Raw genomic sequence first — 18,451 nt, forward strand, 5'->3', positions numbered from 1 at the left:
ACGTAAGCACCACACAAGAGATGACAAGCATCACAGTAGAAGTACTGCATTGTTTGGAAAAAATCCTCCAACAAATAGTGGAGCTTTCGCTGGATATGCTTGCCCGATCAACAAAAGTGTCAACCGGAGCAATCAATACGGGCGCCACACAGAGTAGTAAAGAAGTTATCGGTACGTCGGGGTGGGCATTGCTGAGTTTTACTGAATAGAGCAACAGGGCTCTCAATGATGTGAATGCCCGGCATGTAAAGGATGAGTTGCCCCCTAACGCCTTAACAACGGCGCATTGAAAAGGTTGCGCCGACAAAGCCAGGTAATCGCTAATCATGAACAATGATTTAATTGGCAACTTCGGATATTCAACTCCATCGTCTGATTCGACAGCATTCTGGCGCTCGGCGCCAAACCAGATCAGGCCAGCGGGGGCTGCCGGACTTGGCTATGCCTCAAACAGCATCAAGGACACGGTTCATGAGCACATGGTGAAGGACTTGAATACCGGCACACTACAGCCCGAAGTCCAACAACTGGTGGATGCGGTAGTATTTCCCAGCAAGCAAGGTATGCCAAAGGTTGAAGTGAGCCATTTAAGGGCAAAGGGGGTTACGGCCAAGGACGCTATCGTTATACAGCGCGTGCCTTCTGAGTCCAAAAAGCCAAATGTGGTGCTGTTTATCCCCCACTCACGAGCGCCGTCCTTTCAAGCGTTCAATAGCGTTGCTGAGGCGAACACTTGGCTGAAAAAGCTGGCTGACGATCCGGCGCCACTCAATTGGCGGACGTTGGACGCTTCCGACGGCACCTCACAGAGTAGGCGTAAACGTGAAACCAACCAGCAGGAATACCCAGCCACGGTAGAGGAAATAGCCAGTACGCCAGCGGAGGTCGTTGATGTTACTGCGCTTCGAATAGAGGCAGGCAAGTCGAATACCGCGGTGCTCGGTGACAAAATTGACCAGTCGGCTCAAACCATTGTCGATCTTGTCGACCAGATGGAAGAGCAATATCCCACCCCTCAAAAAGTAGTGTCCGAGCAGGTGCGCAAAGACATCAAGGCATTCACAAAACAAGTTGGCCCATCAGAGATTGATATTGACCCCGACAAAGTTTTTATTCAGCACTTCAGTGAAGATGACACCGACTATAAAAAACACGGATTTAATCCCAAAGGTTATGTGATCGGTGACCGCAAGCCGACGAGCCCGCCCAAGTCGTTAACACAGGCAATCGCGGACAACGACCCTTGGCTGGATGATCGCGTCATCGGAGGGCAAACCGTTATTTTTTCGGGGGACCCCGACAATCCGATATACGACCCTGCTAAAAAAATCGATATAGATCCAGGTTTACTGCCCGCGATTGCACGTAATCGAGATATGGCAAAACTGTACGGAACGGCGCAACAAATGTTCTGGCAGGAGAACATGGGGACTATGCAGGCGTTACACGAAAAAAATTACATGTTCCGTGCTGGGCTCGACGCTGCGAATGGTCTGCTGTCGAAGGACGGCTTGGCGATGGTGGTTGAAGCGGCAGAGTTTGAGACCCCCGGAAAGTCCGACACGGAGCATGTGGAACGCTCGATGTTGGAAATCAATAATTATCGTGCCACTGACATTACCGTGCTCAAGCATAAGGAAACCGGTCGAGTAGTGGTGTATATGCCCGGCGATGGGCAATCGTTCTTTGAGTTCAAGGACGAAGCTGCGATGCGTCAGTGGGTCTATGACGTGGCAAAGAGTGAGGAGGGGCGTGCGGAGTTGGAGCGACACTTTACCGATTACTACCTTCGCGATGGGCCCATCAGGAAAGGCGTCAGCAGTACATTAAAAAATATCGGTGCAAACACTAAGAACTATCTTCCCGGTGTAGTGGGTTTTGGTCGACCTGACAGCCGGATCGAAGGAAATATGTTCGAAAACCTAACCAAACTTCAGTCATGGGATGCGATATCGGATGGTGACGAATGGATCAAGTCGAACCGTAAGATCCTTTTATCTCGTATTTCCCAGATAGCTGGGGCGGAGGGGGTGGTCATCCCCCCAGCGGTGTTTTTGACGGCGCCCATTCAGATCTTTATTGGTGCATGGCAGGCCAACAATGGACACACTGAGGCAGAGCGCAACGCTGGGCTTGTGGATGCCGGTTTTGCCGTAGGTGACGTTGCGCTGTCGGCCTTACCAACAAAATGGGTGGGGAAACTGCTAAAGCCTGTGGCTAAAAGAGGCTCAAGATTAATCAAAGGACTTGGCAACAGTAAAGGCCGTTATTCAATTGGGCGCCGTGCACCCAATACGAACGGGCCGCATGGCGTTGAAGGCACCTACATACCTAAACCAAATCGCAAGGAACCCATCGCGGTAACCGCTCCGGTACCTAAAGAGAAACCCGTTGCCTACCCCGGTATAAAGGGGACGGTGCCGGTAGAAGAAATATCTGCCCAGAAGGGAAAATTGGTCAAGTTGGGCGGTACCATGGACAGCCTCACGGAAGTCGACGATGGCCTCTTCACCTTTGTGGACCTCAATAAGAAAGATTCGAAAGTACGACTGAATATCATGGCACATGGAGAAGAACCCGGCGGTTTGTCATTGCGCACCAACACCAAAACACCTGCCAAGGTTTGGTACGACGGCAAGGCGCATACGCCAAAGGAGTTACTGGATACATTGAAGGCCAAAGGGATCAACCCGAGCGATTATGACAACGTGCGGTTACTCATGTGTTACTCCGCCAATGGCGAGCAAGCGTCCTTTGCTGCTGAATTCAGCAGGCTTATTGGCAAGCCGGTCAAAGGCTATGAAGGCACCCTGTCTGCCTATATCGCACCCGAGACGATCAGCGAACTAAAAGGCAAGGCGAGCAACTACATTGCACAAAGCGCGGGCGGTGAGGATGTGTTGCTCCCCTTAGAGCGTCGACTGGTGGACCGTACCAGTATGCAATATGTGAGCGGTAAGTTCGCCAGCAAAACTTTTAACGTTGCAAAGAAAAATCCGCATTACAACCCGATCAAGGCGTGGACGTTCACTTATCGGCCCGTGACGTTCTCTCCGGCGCGTTGAGCGTGGAAACCATGTCCCCGGTTAGATAGGTAAACGGTTTCCCCGGTTTGTACCGGGGCAAACCCGCTCACTAGAGGTTAATGGGTGCCCTGGAAAATGATGTTTTCTGGGTTGAAGTGCTCCACTGCGCTGCCTGGCTGCGGCAAGCCAAGGATGTGGCCCTTGATCTTGCCCACCACGTGCATTTCGCACGGCTTGCAGTCGAACTTCAGAGTCAGCACTTCATCGCCGTGAATCAGTTGCATCGGCGCGACCTTGGTCTTCACGCCCGTCACACCCTTGGCCTGTTTAGGGCACAGGTTGAACGAGAAGCGCAGGCAGTGCTTGGTGATCATCACCGGCACTTCGCCGGTTTCTTCGTGGGCTTCGAAGGCGGCGTCGATCAGTTTCACGCCGTGACGGTAATAGAAATCACGGGCCTTCTGGTTGTAGACGTTGGCCAGGAACGACAGATGCGCTTCCGGGTACACCGGCGGCGGCGAGGTTTCGGCTTTGCGTCCACCACGCGGGTGCGCGGCCACACGGGCAGCGGTCAGCGCTTCGATCACTTCGCGGCGCAAGGCCTTGAGCTGCGAGTTGGGGATGAAAAACGCCTGCGGCGCATCCAGTTGGATGTCGGTCGCATGGTATTCGGTGGTGCCCAGTTGGCCGAGCAGGTCGCGCAGGGTGTCGAGCGCCTGCTCCGGTTTGTTGGCCACGCCGAACGGGCCGGGCAGGGTGACGCTGGCGCTGATGCCTTCTTCACTGGTGGCGGTGACTTCCAGCTGCGCTTCACGCAGGCGCGCGGCCCAGGTCAGGCCGATACGGCGCTCAGATGAAGTCTTGAGCAGCGCCTGTTGCCAGTTGTGGTCCAGGTTGCGGTTCAACGGATGGTTCGGGCGCAGCTGGTGCAGACCCGCCGGCATTTCGTTCGGCTCGACGCGGTAGCGGTAGCGCTTCTCGCCATCTTCCTCAAACTCGCCTTTAGGCTCGGCGATGTTGGCACGGAAACCCACCACTTCGCGCTTGATCAGCACGTTCAGACCGTCGCCATTGGACAGCGGCTCACGGGTGACCACTTGCAGGTCACGCTTGCCGGCTTTTTCCACCACACCCACCGGCAGGCCGGTGAAGGTCGGGGTGTCGAAGGCGCCGATGTCGACCTTGCGGTCGGTGACGAAGTAGTCAGTGCTGCCACGGTGGAAGGTTTTTTCCGGGTCCGGCAGGAAGAAGTGCGCGGTACGGCCGCTGGAGGCGCGAGCCAGGTCCGGGCGGTCTTCAAGCACATCATCCAGGCGCTGGCGGTAATAGGCGGTGATGTTCTTCACATAGCCCATGTCCTTGTAGCGGCCTTCGATCTTGAACGAACGTACGCCAGCTTCGACCAGTGCGCGAATGTTGGCGCTCTGGTTGTTGTCTTTCATCGACAGCAGGTGCTTTTCAAAGGCCACGACGCGGCCCTGGTCATCTTTCAAGGTGTACGGCAAACGGCAGGCCTGGGAGCAATCACCCCGGTTGGCGCTGCGGCCGTTCTGCGCGTGGGAGATGTTGCACTGGCCGGAGAACGCCACGCACAGGGCGCCGTGGATGAAGAACTCGATGGCGGCATCGGTTTCGTCAGCAATGGAACGGATTTCCTGCAGGTTCAGCTCACGGGCCAATACCAGCTGCGAGAAACCGGCCTGGTCGAGGAACTTGGCGCGGCCCAGGGTGCGAATATCGGTCTGGGTGCTGGCGTGCAGCTCGATGGGCGGAATATCCAGCTCCATCACCCCCAGGTCTTGCACGATCAATGCGTCGACGCCGGCGTCGTAGAGCTGATGGATCAGCTTGCGCGCGGGTTCCAGTTCATTGTCATGCAGGATGGTGTTGATGGTGGTGAAGACACGCGCGTGATAACGGCGGGCGAATTCCACCAGGGACGCGATATCGCTCACGTCGTTGCAGGCGTTATGGCGTGCGCCGAAGCTCGGGCCGCCAATGTACACGGCGTCGGCGCCATGCAGGATCGCCTCGCGCGCGATGGCGACATCGCGGGCAGGGCTGAGCAATTCCAGGTGATGCTTGGGCAAGGACATAGTTTTTTTAGTCAGGCTTGTCACGGTTGAGGCGGGCATTGTAGCTGTGAAATGCCTGACCGGCACCCACTCAGGCTTGAGCGGCCATCGCGGTGACTTCCACGCGCATGCCCTCTACCGCCAACGCGGCAACGCCAACCGCCGCACGCACGGGCCAGGGCTTGGCAAAGAAGCGTTTGTAGACCTCGTTGAAGGCGGCACGATCAGCCATATCCGTCAGATAAATGGTCAGGTGCATCACCCGGTCCATGGAGCTACCGGCCTTTTCCAGGGCGACTTTCAAGGCTTGCAGGGTGCATTCGCTTTGCAGGGTGATATCGCCCAGTTCCAGGCTGCCATCGGCGCGGGTCGGGATCTGAGTGGACACCAGGATGCCGTTGAAACCGACCACGTCGGAGGAAATCGAGTCGGCATCGGGGTCCGGGGTGTAGTGCAGGTCGTGATTAGCCATGGGCGCCTCTCGTTGGCAAGTTCAGAAAGGCGCCCATGGTCCCCGAAAAATACCGCAGGGGCAAACTACGCCCAGCGGCGGAACAGCACGCTGGCATTCACGCCGCCAAAGCCGAAGCCGTTGGACAGCGCGTATTCAATCGGCATCGGCCGGGCTGCACCGCGCAGCAGGTCCAGGCCATCTGCAAGCGCGTCGGGGGTTTCCAGGTTGAGGGTGACCGGGGCGACCTGATCGCGCAGGGCGAGAACGGTGAAGATCGCTTCGATACCGCCCGCAGCGCCCAACAGGTGACCGGTGGCGGATTTGGTCGAGCTGATCGCCGGGCTGCCGTTAGCGCCAAATACCGTCCTGATCGCGGCCAGTTCGCCTTTGTCGCCTACTGGTGTGGAAGTCGCGTGAGCGTTCAAGTACTGCACCTGTGCCGCCTCAATTCCGGCCTGGCGCAAGGCTTGCTGCATGGCGCGTCGCGCGCCGTCGCCGTCTTCCGGGCCGGCCGTCATGTGGTAGGCATCGGCACTGGTACCGTAGCCCACCAACTCCGCAATTGGCCGGGCGCCACGTGCCAGGGCATGCTCCAGTTCTTCGATAACGAGGATGCCGGCACCTTCGCCCATGACAAACCCGTCGCGCGCCTGGTCGAATGGCCGCGAAGCCCGCTCGGGGCTGTCATTGAAGTCGCTGGACAGGGCTCGCGCTGCCGCAAAACCGGCCAGACTGACCCGATGAATCGCCGCTTCGGCGCCGCCGCACACCGCTACATCGACTTCCCCGGCACGAATCATCCGCGCCGCGTCGCCGATCGCCTGCACACCCGCGGCACAGGCCGTCACCGGCGCGCCCAGCGGGCCTTTCAAGCCGTAGTTGATCGACACATGCCCGGCGGCCATGTTGCTCAAGAAGGACGGGATGGTAAACGGGGACAATCGGCGCGGGCCTTTGCTGTCAGTGGTGCGCACTGCATCGGCAATCGCCGGGAAACCGCCGACACCTGACGCAATAATGGTCGCCGTGCGTTCCTGTTGTTCCACTGTGTCCGGCGCCCAGCCGGCCTGCTTCAAGGCTTCATCCGTCGCCGCCAGTGCGAACAGGATAAAGCGGTCCATCTTGCGTTGTTCCTTGGCTGCCAGCAGGCGATCCGGGTCAAATCCGGCTTCAGGGTCCTGCACGCTGCTTTGTACCTGGCCACCGATACTGACGGCCAAGTCGCCGATCAAGTCTTCCGGCAGGCGACGGATGCCCGACTGCCCGGCCAGCAGGCGCCGCCAGGTGGATTCCACGTCAGCGCCCAACGGCGTCAGCGCGCCCATGCCTGTCACAACGATGCGTTTACTCATGATCAATCGACTCCGGTTGCGGTGAGGGAACAGACCCTATGGACGTCACTATCATCATGAAAGTAACATGGCGTCACGCACATTTGCACCGACCCACAGGAATCCCCATGCAACGCAAGTCCCTCATCAGCGACGAATGCCCGATCGCCCGCAGCCTTGAGCGGGTAGGGGAGTGGTGGAGCATTCTGATCATGCGCGACGCCTTGCACGGCCTGCGCCGCTTCGACGAGTTCTCGCGCAGCCTGGGCATCGCGCCGAATATGCTGACGCGTCGTCTGAATGGCCTGGTGGAGGCGGGGATGTTGGAGCGTCGGCCCTACAGTGAGCGACCGCCACGTTACGAATATGTGCCGACGGCCAAGGGTGAGGATTTCAGCGTGGTGCTGATGTCGCTGGTGGCCTGGGGCAACCGGCATTTCGCAGAAGAAGGCCACAGTGTGGAAGTGGTGGAACGCGCCACAGGGCTGCGGGTACAACCGGCGATGGCGAACGCGGCAGGCCAGTGTGTGCCGCTGGACCAGTGCACGATTCAAGCCGGCCCAGCCGCCAGCGCGGGGATGCGCCAGCGGTTGGGGGCTATGCCGGAATGACTAGAGCAAGGTAAACGGATAGTCGACGATCAGCCGCAGCTCATTCAGGTCACCGTCGCGTTGGTCGGCGTTCGATGCCACGATCGCATCGCGCACCCGCAACGACAGATTTTTCGCCGGGCCACTCTGGATCACGTACTTGGCCTCCAGGTCCGTTTCATGGTGCGCGCCATCGGCACCGTAGTCGCCCACATAGGCGCTGTGATCTGGCGTGTGGGTGCCATTGATGTCCGAGCCGTTGATGTAGCGGCCCATGAAACTCAGCCCTGGCACGCCGTAACTGGCCATGTTCAGGTCATACCGAATGCCCCAGGACTGTTCGCCCGGCCCGTTGAAGTCCCCCCACTGCACCGAGTTGGCCAGGTACACCGAATCGCCGCCTTCGCCCGCGCCATTGTTGCCGGTGCCGATGTAGTCAAACGGCGTGTCGCCATGCACTTTTTGAAACGACAGCGTCAACGTGTGCGCCTGCAGGAACGAGTACGCCGCCGCCAATGAGTAGGTGGTGTTGTTGATCGCGCCGGCCTTGGCGCTGCCAGTGTCGAGGGTGCGGTAGAGGTTGCCGTCCAGCGCGAGTGACTGATCATGGGCCAGCGGGATCACGTAGTTGAGGTTGGTGTAGTACTGGCGCCAGATGTCTTCCAGTTCGCCGGCATACACGGTTGCGCTCAGGGACGGGCTGAAGGTGTATTTGCCACCGACAAAGCTTGCACTGTTGGCGGCGATATTGGCGTAGGTCGCGTAGATGTCGTGGTCGTGGTTGCTGGTCATGCCGCTGTTGGTGCTGGTGAAGTGCCCAGCCTCCAGGTCCAGACCGGCGATTTCACTGCTGGTCAGGTCGAAACCGGTGGCAGTCTGCGGCAACAGGCGGGTGCCGCCGGTGGCGAAGACCGGGGCGGTGGGTTGCATGTCACCGAATTTCAGTTGGGTCTTGGAGATCTTGATCTTCACCGCCGCGCCCACGGAGCCGTAGGCATCTTCGGGGTCGCCATGCCGGTCCGTCGGCAGGTTGCCGGTGCCAGCGTCTGCGTGGGTGGCGCCCAGTTTCAACCCGCCGTAGGCGTAGGCATCCACGCCGAAACCAAGGGTGCCCTGGGTGAAGCCCGAGGCGTAGTTGAGCATCGCGCCCTGGGTCCAGTCGATGTTATCGGCCCGGCCACCCTCGCGATTACGGTTCATGTAGTAGTTGCGCAACAACCCGGTGACGCTGCTGCCCTCGATAAACCCCTTGGAGTCCGCCTGGTCGGTGACCGATTCGGCAAACGCCAGCTGACTGATACCGGCACACACCGCCAGTGCTAACAGACTCGACTGTTTAATCATGTTGTAACTTCCCCGGAAGAATGAACGCGCGCACAGAAACACCGCACTGATTGGAGGGTGCATAAAGTTGTATGGGCAGATGTTTGCAGGTGAGCTGTTACGGTTTTTTATTGTGTTCGGCGTGGTTGCCGAGCTTGATTCTAAGCCCAGTCTGCGGGGCCTGCAGCGGGCTGCCGGATGAAACTCGATTAATTAAACTTCACTATTTTTAATCGACTGCGGGTGTAGCGTGGACGCTGTCTTAGCCGCTCTGCTTCGACAAAATCCTTTGGTTGCCGCCGCAGACTCTGCGGCGGATTTTTTTGCGTGGCCGGGTTAGTTGAACTCACCTATGCTGCGCCAAACCATTGGCATCCACCCTTCGAGACGCTGCATGAGCCCGAAATCCACCCACCTGCCAGCCTTGATCGCGTTTGAATGCGTGGCCCGTCATATGAATTTCGCGCGGGCGGCGGCGGAGATGGAGGTCACGCCCACGGCGATGTCCAAGACCATCAAGCAACTCGAAGCGCAATTGGGTGTGCGTCTGTTCAACCGCACCACGCGTAGCGTGGCATTGACCGAGTCCGGCAGCCAATTGCTCGACACCTTGGCCCCGGCCCTCGAGCAGATCCGCTTCTCGGTGCAGCAGGTACACGACACCGCCAGCCGCCCGTATGGCGCGTTGAAGATCAACAGCTCCTACGTGGCCTACGCCTCGCTGATCGAACCGCATGTGGCGGCGTTTCTCGCACAGTACCCGGACATCACCCTGGATATCGCCCTGGACAATGGCTTGAGCGACATCATCGGTGCAGGCTTCGACGCCGGCATCCGTCTGGGTCAGGCCTTGCAACGTGACATGATCGCGGTGCCGCTGGGGGCGTCGCAGCCGATGGTGGCCGTGGCCACGCCCGACTACCTGGCACGCTCGGCGCCGCTGGACACACCCGAAGACCTGCTGGCCCACGACTGCATCCACCAGCGCTTGAGCAGTCGCGGGCCGCTGATGGATTGGACGTTTCGCATCGGCAAGGCCAATGTCGAGATCCAGGTGAAGGGACGCCTGGTACTGGATGAAATGCGCACCACCTTGTCGGCGGCGCGCCTGGGGTGTGGCGTCGCTCTGGTGTTTCGCCCGTTTGCCCAGGCTGACATCGCCAGCGGCGCGTTGGTAGCCCTGCTGGAAAAATACGCGGCGCCCGCCGAAACCTTCCACCTGTATTACGCCAACCGTGCGCAAATGCCCGGAAAGCTCCGGGCATTTATCGACTTCTTCCAGGCGCGTAACCGTCAGGCCACCGAGTAGCCGCCGTCGGCCAGCAGGGCATGACCGGACACGTAGCTGGCATCTTCCGAGCCCAAAAACGCCACGACAGTCGCCATTTCTTCAGCCGTGCCGAAACGGCTGGCCGGGGTGCTGGCGGCGAACGCCTGTTGGGCGTCTACCGACGGCCAGATCCCGCGATGGTGGAAGGGCGTTTCGATCAGCCCAGGGCACAGCGCATTCACCCGCACACCGTGCTTGAACCACTCGATGGACGCGGTCTTGGTCATGCCGACCACGGCGTGCTTGGTGCCGATGTACAGCGCGGCATTCTCGAAACCGATCACGCCGCCCATGGACGCATTATTGATGATGCTGCCAAAACCCTGTTCCAGCATCACCTTGGCCTCGTACTTCATGCAGTTGAAGACGCCGCGCACATTGGGTTCGAACACCAGGTCGAAGCGTGCGTTGTCCTGCTCGATCAGCGGCGCGAACACGCCTTCGGTGCCGGCATTGTTGAAGGCGATGTCCAGCTGGCCGTAGGTGTCCACGGCAAACTGGACCATGGCAATGATGTCGGCTTCGCGGGTCACGTCGACCACGATGGCGGAAGCGATACCGCCCTGGGCGGTGATCTCGGCTACCACCTCGTTCAGCTCGCTCTGGCGACGGGCAGCGGCGACGATCCTGGCGCCGCGTTGCGCCAGGACAATCGCGGCCGCACGGCCGATGCCAGAACTGGCGCCGGTGATCAGTGCGACTTTGCCTTCGAGTTGGCGGGGAGTGGATAAGGTCATGGAAAGCTCCGTTCATGTGCTGCGCAAGGCGATGTGCTTGCGCTATGGGCACAGGTTACGGCGGATGATTAGCTTCGATAATCCATGCAAATGTTATCGAGTTATGAGCTTTTGGTTCATAGTCTGATGCTGACCTTCTAGATCTGACCGGGCCGCCCAGGCATCGTCAGACTGGGGCGGCGCGGCGAGCGAAAGACGTTAGAACATCGTCTGGAACACATCCAGTACGCTGTAGTCGTCAGACACCAGGTAAATGGCCTGCCATTTGTCAAAGGTAGTGCAGGGGTGTGAGACGCCGAAACCGATGCAGTCACCTACATGAAAACGGTGCCCCTGAGGCACCCGCACATGTGCATGCTGATCGCTGGTGGCGGCAATCACGCAACCGCTCGGCAGCCCCAGCAAACCGGTACCTGGCCGGATCCAGTGATGGGGCACGGGCAGGCCGGCGTCGGTGCCGAAGTCGCGCTTGCCAACCGATACGATCATCAGCGTCGGCTCCGGCAAGGACAGCACTTGCCCCCATACTTCCAGGGCCGGCTGCAACCGCTCGCTGTGTAGGTTCCTTTCCAGCCATTCGGCATGTAGCGCCTGATACAGGCCATTGTCGTGGGTCAGGTAGCAGCCACTGCGCGTGACAATCCTGACCGGTTTCGACAATGCAACGGCACCGAAGGCTTCGATGACCAGGTCGTAGTAGGCGGACCCACCGGCGGTCAATAGCACCTCGGCGTCGGCAAACAAGTGTAACTGGTCCAGTTGAAGGGCGGCTTCGGCGATTCGCTGGAGAAAGGCCCGAACCAGGGCAAGTCGGTCCTCGTCGACACGACTCTGGTACAACCCTTCGAACCCCGCGACGCCGCGAAGCTGGATCAGGCCATGGCTCTGGCGAATTGCCTCGGCAATTGCGACGACGTCCTCAAGACTCCGACAGCCCGTACGTCCATTGGGGTAGCCCAGTTCTATCAGCACCTCCAGCGGGCGGCCGACCTGCATGGCGTGTGCGGTTTCAAGAAAACGCTGTACGCCATCGAGGGAATCCACGTAGCAAAAAATCTCGACCGTCGGGTCGTCGCGCAGTTGCTCCAGGTAATAGCGGATTTCCTGTCGGCCCACCGCCTGGTTGGCCAGGATGATGCGCTTCACCCCGTGACGACGGGCTGCTCGTACCTGTTGGAAGGTCGCCAGCGTCAGCCCCCAGCAGCCATCCTGGTGCTGCAGGGCGAAGAGTTCCGGGCTCATCGTGGTTTTGCCGTGGGGCGCCAGGCTGACATTGGCCGTTCGCAGATACTGGCTCATCCACTGGCTGTTATGGGCAAGCGCCGAGGCCTTCAGGGTGGCCACCGGAAACGGCACATCTTCGTTGAGCAGCGAGAGGTGCAAGTCGGCGATAGCGTGGCGCGGGCAACCGATCAACTGTTCGGTGATGCCTTTCATTTGCCGGTTGAGGGTCAAGGGCACGCGGCGCGCAATGTCTTTGAGGTCAGCAATCTGTTGCGCAGGCAGGTTCATTCATACACCTCGGTAGTGAGCCCATTACGTTTTTGCACAAGGCTGTAGGACAGCCACAACCCCAGCAGCCAGATCGGGCCGACGATCATGGCGATTCGGGTGTTTTCGGAGAACGTCAGCATGGCGGTAATCAGTGCCAGAAAGGCGAGGGTGGCGTAAGAGCTCCAGGGCGACCACGGCATCATGCGTCGGTCGGCACTCAAGGTGACGCGCTGGCGGAACTTGATGTGTGACAGCAGGATGATGGTCCAGGTAAACAGGCCGGCGAAGGTGGCAATCGATGTGAGCCAGATAAACAAATCGGGTGGGGCAATGTAGTTCAGCAGCACACCGATCAACGTCACCAGTACGCCGAGCCCCACGGCGTACACCGGGATCCCCCGCGCTGAAATCCTGCGGAAGCGGCCAGGTGCCTGGCCTTGCTCTGCCAGGTTGAACACCATGCGTCCGGTACTGAAGATCCCACTGTTGCAGGACGACAAGGCCGCCGTCAGCACCACGAAATTCATGATGCCCGCCGCTTCGCGGATCCCCAGTTTTTCGAAGGTCAGTACAAAAGGGCTGCCCTGGGCGCCGATCAGGTCCCACGGGTACAACGACATCACCACGAACAATGCGCCGACGTAGAAGATCGCAATGCGCCAGAACACTGTATTGACCACGCGCCGGATGGACCTTTCAGGGTCCTTCGCTTCACCGGCGGTCAAGCCGATCATCTCGATCCCGCTGTAGGAGAAAGTCACCATCGGCAACGCCGCCAGCACACCCCAGGCGCCGTGGGGCATAAAACCACCATGGCTCCACAGGTTACTCAAGCCCAGTGCGACGCCATCGTTACCCAGGCCGAACACAATAATCCCCGTACCGGTGACGATCAGGAACACGATGGTGACGACCTTGATCGCGGCAAACCAGAACTCCATTTCACCAAAAGCCGATACCGCCACCAGGTTCAGTGCGCCCATGGCGAGTAACGCACTCAAGGCCCATATCCAGGCCGGTACATCCGGAAACCAGTAAGTCATGTAAATCGCTGCGGCCGTCACTTCGGCCATGATGCAGACGATCCAGTAAAACCAGTAGGTCCATCCTGTCATGAAGCCTGCGCGGTGCCCCAGGTAGTCGAATGCATACCGGGAAAAGGACCCGGCCACCGGGTTATGGATCGCCATTTCGCCCAAGGCACGCATCACAAAAAAGACAAACACGCCGCACACGGCATAGGTCAGGAGAATGGCCGGGCCGGCGGTCTTGATTGCACTGGCGGAGCCATAAAACAACCCCACGCCAATGGCGGCTCCGAGCGCCATCATATTCATCTGCCGAGGGCCAAGGCCGCGGTTGAGAGCGCTGTTTTCTGTCGCGGTATTCATAGCGTTGTTCACCATGCCGATTTATTTTTTTTACAATGGATGACGCAATCGCAATCAATAAAAGTCGGTAGCAGCCGCGCTTCGGCGGGCACACACAAGGGTGGTAAACACTCGAAGCGTTACCAGGGTGCACGTTGTCGAACAGCTGCTACCGCGTTTTAGATCACCAATTCACGGAGATGTACTTGGCTTCGAGGAACTCGAGCATGCCGTGATGAGCCCCCTCGCGCCCCAGGCCGCTTTGCTTGACGCCACCAAAAGGCGCGGCGGGATCAGACACGATCCCACGGTTCAAGCCAATCATGCCGCTCTCCAGGCGAGCCGAAATACGCATGCCCTTGCCGATGTCCGCGGTAAACACGTACGCCATCAGCCCGTACTCGGTGGCATTGGCCAACTTGATCGCTTCGTCGACGGTATCGAATACGACGATGGGGGCGACAGGGCCGAAGATTTCCTCGCGCAGCAGATCGGCCGTGGGCGGTACGTCGACGAGTACCGTCGGGTTATAGAAGTAACCTTGGCGCGCGGGTTTATCACCACCGGCGATGACTTTGGCGCCCTTGGCGCAGGCGTCGTTGACCAACGCGCTGATCTTGTCCACGGCAGCGGCATTGACCATGGGGCCGCATTGGGTCTGCGGGTCGACGCCGTCACCGACGCGCAGGTCGGCCATGCGTTGTGCCAGACGCGCCGAAAACGCTTCGGCGATGCCGCGTTGCACGTAAAAGCGGTTGGCGGCTGTGCAAGCTTCGCCGCCATTGCGCATCTTGGCGAGCATGGCGCCGTCGATGGCAACCTCAAGGTCGGCATCGTCAAACACCAGGAACGGCGCGTTACCGCCCAGCTCCATGGAGCAGTTGATCACTGAGTCGGCGGCCTTGCGCAGCAGCACACGACCGACCTCTGTCGAGCCTGTGAACGAGAGTTTGCGCACCCGTGGATCATCCAGGATATCGCTGCACAGTTTGCCCGCCGAGCGGGTGGTGAGGATATTGACCACACCGTCCGGCACACCGGCTTCAGCGAGTATCTGACCGATCAGGTAGGCCGTGAGGGGCGTTTCAGTGGCGGGTTTGAGGATGCACGTGCAACCTGCCGCCAGTGCCGGCGCGATCTTGCGCGTGGCCATGGCCGCCGGGAAGTTCCACGGTGTAATCAGCAAGGCAATGCCGATGGGTTCGTATTGCACCAGGGTATTGGCCTGGCCGCTGGGCGCCTTGCTCAGGTCGCCGTTGATGCGTACGGCCTCTTCGGCGAACCAGCGGAAGAACTCGGCGGCGTAGGCCACTTCGCCTTTCGCATCACTGAGGGCCTTGCCGTTTTCCTGGGCGATCAACCGCGCGATCTTGTCGCTGTCACGGCTGATCAACTCAAAACAGCGGCGCAGGATTTCACTGCGCTGGCGCGGTGGCGTCGCCGCCCAGGCAGGCGCTGCCGCTGCCGCAGCGGCGACCGCAGCGCGCGCATCTTCCAGCGTGGCATCTGCGACGTTGGCGATCACCGCTTCGGTCGAGGGGTCGATCACATCAATGCGCTGGCGAGACGTGGAGGGCAGCCACTGGCCGCCGATGAACAGATCGGTGGGCAGTGAGTCGTGGGGTTGGGTCATATGCACCATGTTGTTGTTCTACCTGCGTGGTTGAGTTGTCAAAGATGGCCGTGGAACGCGCGGCGGGTGAGCAGCTGCAGGTCGCCCAATTCGAGGCGACGGGGGTTGTTGTTGATCAGTCGCGCCGACAGCAGTGACTGCTCTGCAATCCAGTCCAGCTGGCTTTCCTGGACCCCCAGGTCGGCAAGGGTGCGAGGGATGCCGATGCGGTTGAGCAGTTGCCGGGTTTGATGAATGAGTTCATCGACGGCTTGCTCGGGGGATGCAGTCGTGATGCCGATCGCCCGGGCGATCGCGACGTAGGCGTGCAGATGGGTTTCGGCGTTGAAGCGCATCACATACGGCAACAACGCCGCCACGCCCAGGCCGTGGGCCGTATGGGTCAGTGCGCCAACCGGATATTGGATCGCATGGGCAGCGGCGGTGCCGGCAACGCCAAACGCGAGGCCGGCCTGAAGAGAACCGAACATCATTTGGCTGCGCGCTTCCCGGTCAGCGCCATTCTCGACTGCCCGTGGCAGGTATTCGAAGATTGCTTTGATGGCGGTGAGGGCGTGTTGGTCGCTGAGGAGGTTTTTCCCGACAAACACACGGCTTTGCGAGAGCAGGGGATCTGCCGGGTTGGCCACCGCCGTGAAAGCTTCAATGGCGTGGGTCAGGGCATCGGCGCCGGACAGGGCTGTCAACCCCGGAGGGCAGGTGACGGTCAGTTCCGGATCACAGAGGGCGATGTGCGGGATGAGGTAAGGCGAAGAGATCCCTACTTTCAGGTCACGCTTCTTGTCGGCCATCACCGCCACCGGCGTCACTTCGGAGCCGGTGCCGGCGGTGGTTGGAATCGCGATGACCGGCAGCACCGGCCCTGGCACCTTCAGTTCTCCGTAGTAGTGTTCAAGGGATCCGCCGTGGCTCAGCGAAAGGGCTACCAGCTTGGCCATGTCCAGGCAACTGCCACCGCCCAGGCCGATGACGACATCCGGGTTGAACGCACGGTGTTCCTGCACGCAGGTTTCGATGCCATCGGACGGCAACTCGGGTTGCGTGCCATCGAACACGCGGTAGGCGACACCGTTTCTGGTCAGGTCTTGCAGCATTTCCTCCAGCAACGGCGAAATCGACAAGCGCTCATCGGTGCAGATCAGCGCACGTTGACCCACGTGTGCCGTGACGCGCCCCAGCGCATGACGTTGGCCGTCACCAAACAGAATCGCGCTTGGGCTGCGCGTCAGGCCGAAATTATTGTTGTTCATTGGGTTCCCCTGTTTCACAAGGCAGGCGGCTTACTCGCCCGCGTAGACTCGAATTTGTTGCCAGACACCGGCGGGTAGGCGAATACCGTCAACCAGGCTGTGACGGCGAACCTCGTGGGCACGATCGCCCGGCACCAGCACCGGGCGGTCAGCCTTGGCCGGTTCGCACTCGCGGATGGCATTGAGGTAGGTGGAGATGGCGTGCGCGGCGTTGTGTGCCGGTTGCAGGACGATGAAAATGTCGCCTTTGTTGCACGGTTGGTCGTTGTCCAGCGTGCCTTTGACGTCGGTGCCCAACCCGCAGCCGGTCAAACTGGCAACCAGCACTTCGATAGCCAGGCCCAGGGCATAACCCTTGGCATCGCCGAACGGGGCAATGGCGCCGTCCCGTGCGGCTTTGGCGTCCAGTGTCGGGTCGCCATGGACGTCCAGCGCCCAACCTGGCTGCAGGGCTTGGCCGCGATTGGCGTAGTCGTGCACCTGGCCCATGGAAACCAGGCTGGTGGCCATGTCCAGCACAAAGGGCAGGGGAGTGGCCGGTACGCCGATGGCGATCGGGTTAGTGCCGATCATGGCTTTGCGCCCGCCCCAGGGATGCACGAGTGCCTCGCTGGTAGTCATGGCGATCAGGATCTGGCCCTGTTCGGCAATGCGTTGCGCGTAGAGGGCGAGCATGCCGATGTGATTGCAGTGGCTGACCGTTGCCGCAGCGACGCCGGTTTCCCGAGCCCGCGCCGAAATCTGCGCGAGGGCGTTGAACGCCACGACGGGGCCCAGTCCGTTGCAGCCATCCACTTCAAGCAGGCTCGTGCCGTTCCAGGTCGAGACACCGACGGTATCGGGATCGGCTACTGCGTTTTCAATGCGCTGGATGATGCGAGGCAAGCGTTGCAGGCCGTGAGAGGCACGCCCGCGAAGCTCGGCTTCGAGTAGCAGGTCGGCTTGGATCCTCGCGTTTTCGGGCGCGACGCCAGCCTTTTCGAGGGCCCTGATGCTGGTTGAAAGAGCCAGATCGATACTGATGGTTTCCAAGCGTTTGCCCTCTTAAATAAAATCCGATCGGAAATACGATTTGATTTAAGCTAATCGGGCGATACCATGGTGTCAACGATTTTTTCGAGAGACTTGCTGTGGTCACTTCTTCCTTTGCCAACGCCGGTTCATCGTCCGCCCCGGAAATCATTCGCTCGACGTCCCTGGGCGATCAGGTCTACGAAACACTGCTTTCCCAGCTCATTTCCCTGAAGATCGCGCCAGGCAGCCGCATGTCGGTGGATGCTTTGGTGAGGGAGCTGAACGTCTCGCAGACGCCGATCCGCGCGGCATTGATCCGCCTGGAAACCGAAGGGCTGGTGATCAAGACGCATAACGTGGGGTACAGCGCGGCGCCGATGCCTTCGCGTAAGCGCTTCGAAGAGATCTACGACATGCGGCTGATGCTTGAGCCCTACATGGTGGCCAGGGCCTCGAGAAACATGAACGATGCACAGCGCGATACGCTGTTGGAGCTGACACGTCGGATGGAGTCATCCGCCACCGACGACGCTAAAGTGGCGTATGGGAAGTTTGCCGTGCATGACGCGGACTTCCATGCGTGGATCATCCAGCTCGGTGACAACGAACTGGTCGCCGAAACCTTGTCCCGCCTGCATGCCCACATGCACTTGTTCCGCCTGCGTTTTCATACCCATGTCACGGATGAGGCACGTCTGGAGCATGGGCTGATCGTCGAGGCGCTGTTGGCCGCAGACGCAGAGGCGGCCAGTGATGCGATGAAGGAGCATATCCTCCGTTCTCGCAGTCGCATGGCGCCTATTTTCGAAGCCCTGCCTTAGGCG

Annotated in this window: 14 protein-coding genes; 4 read left to right on the top strand and 10 right to left on the bottom strand. The window is 59.8% G+C overall.

Annotated features, from left to right (window positions below; genetic code table 11):
* The first annotated feature begins 326 nt into the window (after positions 1-326).
* Positions 327-3,065, top strand: a complete 2,739-nt coding sequence (locus CI807_RS22175) for a dermonecrotic toxin domain-containing protein (protein ID WP_157742067.1) — start codon at positions 327-329, stop codon at positions 3,063-3,065.
* Between the two features lie 77 nt (positions 3,066-3,142).
* Here CI807_RS22175 and CI807_RS22180 read toward each other — a convergent pair whose 3' ends face one another.
* The 3 genes from CI807_RS22180 to fabF all read right to left on the bottom strand — a co-directional run bounded on the left by CI807_RS22180 (position 3,143) and on the right by fabF (position 6,907).
* A complete protein-coding gene (locus CI807_RS22180) occupies positions 3,143-5,122 on the bottom strand; it encodes a U32 family peptidase (RefSeq protein ID WP_095016230.1) in 1,980 nt (659 codons plus the stop codon).
* Between the two features lie 70 nt (positions 5,123-5,192).
* Positions 5,193-5,573: a RidA family protein gene (locus tag CI807_RS22185; RefSeq protein WP_095016231.1), complete on the bottom strand. Its 381-nt coding sequence runs from the start codon at positions 5,571-5,573 to the stop codon at positions 5,193-5,195.
* A 65-nt stretch (positions 5,574-5,638) separates the two neighbouring features.
* A complete protein-coding gene (fabF, locus tag CI807_RS22190; RefSeq protein WP_095016232.1) occupies positions 5,639-6,907 on the bottom strand; it encodes a beta-ketoacyl-ACP synthase II in 1,269 nt (422 codons plus the stop codon).
* A 107-nt stretch (positions 6,908-7,014) separates the two neighbouring features.
* Here fabF and CI807_RS22195 point away from each other — a divergent pair, with 107 nt between their 5' ends.
* The gene (locus CI807_RS22195) at positions 7,015-7,497 is read left to right on the top strand and encodes a helix-turn-helix domain-containing protein (RefSeq protein WP_095016233.1); all 483 of its coding nucleotides are present in this window, start codon (positions 7,015-7,017) and stop codon (positions 7,495-7,497) included.
* Here the strand turns inward: CI807_RS22195 and CI807_RS22200 are convergent, their stop codons facing one another.
* Complete coding sequence (locus tag CI807_RS22200; protein WP_095016234.1) at positions 7,498-8,820, bottom strand: OprD family porin; 1,323 nt, start codon at positions 8,818-8,820, stop codon at positions 7,498-7,500.
* A gap of 373 nt (positions 8,821-9,193) precedes the next feature.
* Between CI807_RS22200 and CI807_RS22205 the strand changes: the two genes are divergently transcribed.
* Positions 9,194-10,108 (top strand): LysR family transcriptional regulator, encoded by a 915-nt coding sequence (locus CI807_RS22205; protein ID WP_095016235.1) that lies wholly within the window; start codon positions 9,194-9,196, stop codon positions 10,106-10,108.
* On the opposite strand, the gene CI807_RS22210 is transcribed toward CI807_RS22205, so the two are convergent.
* The 6 genes from CI807_RS22210 to CI807_RS22235 form a co-directional block, all read right to left on the bottom strand.
* Entirely contained in the window at positions 10,093-10,866 is a 774-nt protein-coding gene (locus CI807_RS22210) for an SDR family NAD(P)-dependent oxidoreductase (RefSeq protein ID WP_095016236.1), read from the bottom strand. The genes CI807_RS22205 and CI807_RS22210 overlap by 16 nt on opposite strands.
* Positions 10,867-11,064: 198 nt before the next feature.
* On the bottom strand, positions 11,065-12,378 hold the full coding sequence (locus CI807_RS22215) for an amino acid deaminase (protein ID WP_095016237.1): 1,314 nt from the start codon (positions 12,376-12,378) through the stop codon (positions 11,065-11,067).
* Entirely contained in the window at positions 12,375-13,766 is a 1,392-nt protein-coding gene (locus CI807_RS22220) for an amino acid permease (RefSeq protein WP_371857986.1), read from the bottom strand. Before CI807_RS22220 ends, CI807_RS22215 begins: the two co-directional genes overlap by 4 nt.
* A 148-nt stretch (positions 13,767-13,914) precedes the next feature.
* Positions 13,915-15,363, bottom strand: coding sequence for an NAD-dependent succinate-semialdehyde dehydrogenase (locus CI807_RS22225; RefSeq protein ID WP_256578581.1), 1,449 nt, complete (start codon positions 15,361-15,363; stop codon positions 13,915-13,917).
* 38 nt (positions 15,364-15,401) lie between these two features.
* Positions 15,402-16,613 carry an iron-containing alcohol dehydrogenase gene (locus CI807_RS22230; protein WP_095016239.1) on the bottom strand — a complete coding sequence of 404 codons (1,212 nt, stop codon included), beginning with the start codon at positions 16,611-16,613 and terminating at the stop codon, positions 15,402-15,404.
* Between the two features lie 30 nt (positions 16,614-16,643).
* Entirely contained in the window at positions 16,644-17,645 is a 1,002-nt protein-coding gene (locus CI807_RS22235; RefSeq protein ID WP_095016240.1) for an Ldh family oxidoreductase, read from the bottom strand.
* A gap of 98 nt (positions 17,646-17,743) precedes the next feature.
* On the opposite strand from CI807_RS22235, the gene CI807_RS22240 reads away from it, so the two are divergent.
* On the top strand, positions 17,744-18,448 hold the full coding sequence (locus tag CI807_RS22240; protein ID WP_016975721.1) for a GntR family transcriptional regulator: 705 nt from the start codon (positions 17,744-17,746) through the stop codon (positions 18,446-18,448).
* The last annotated feature ends 3 nt before the right edge of the window (positions 18,449-18,451 follow it).

The sequence above is a fragment of the Pseudomonas sp. NS1(2017) genome, from assembly GCF_002269425.1.
Taxonomy (GTDB): domain Bacteria; phylum Pseudomonadota; class Gammaproteobacteria; order Pseudomonadales; family Pseudomonadaceae; genus Aquipseudomonas; species Aquipseudomonas reactans.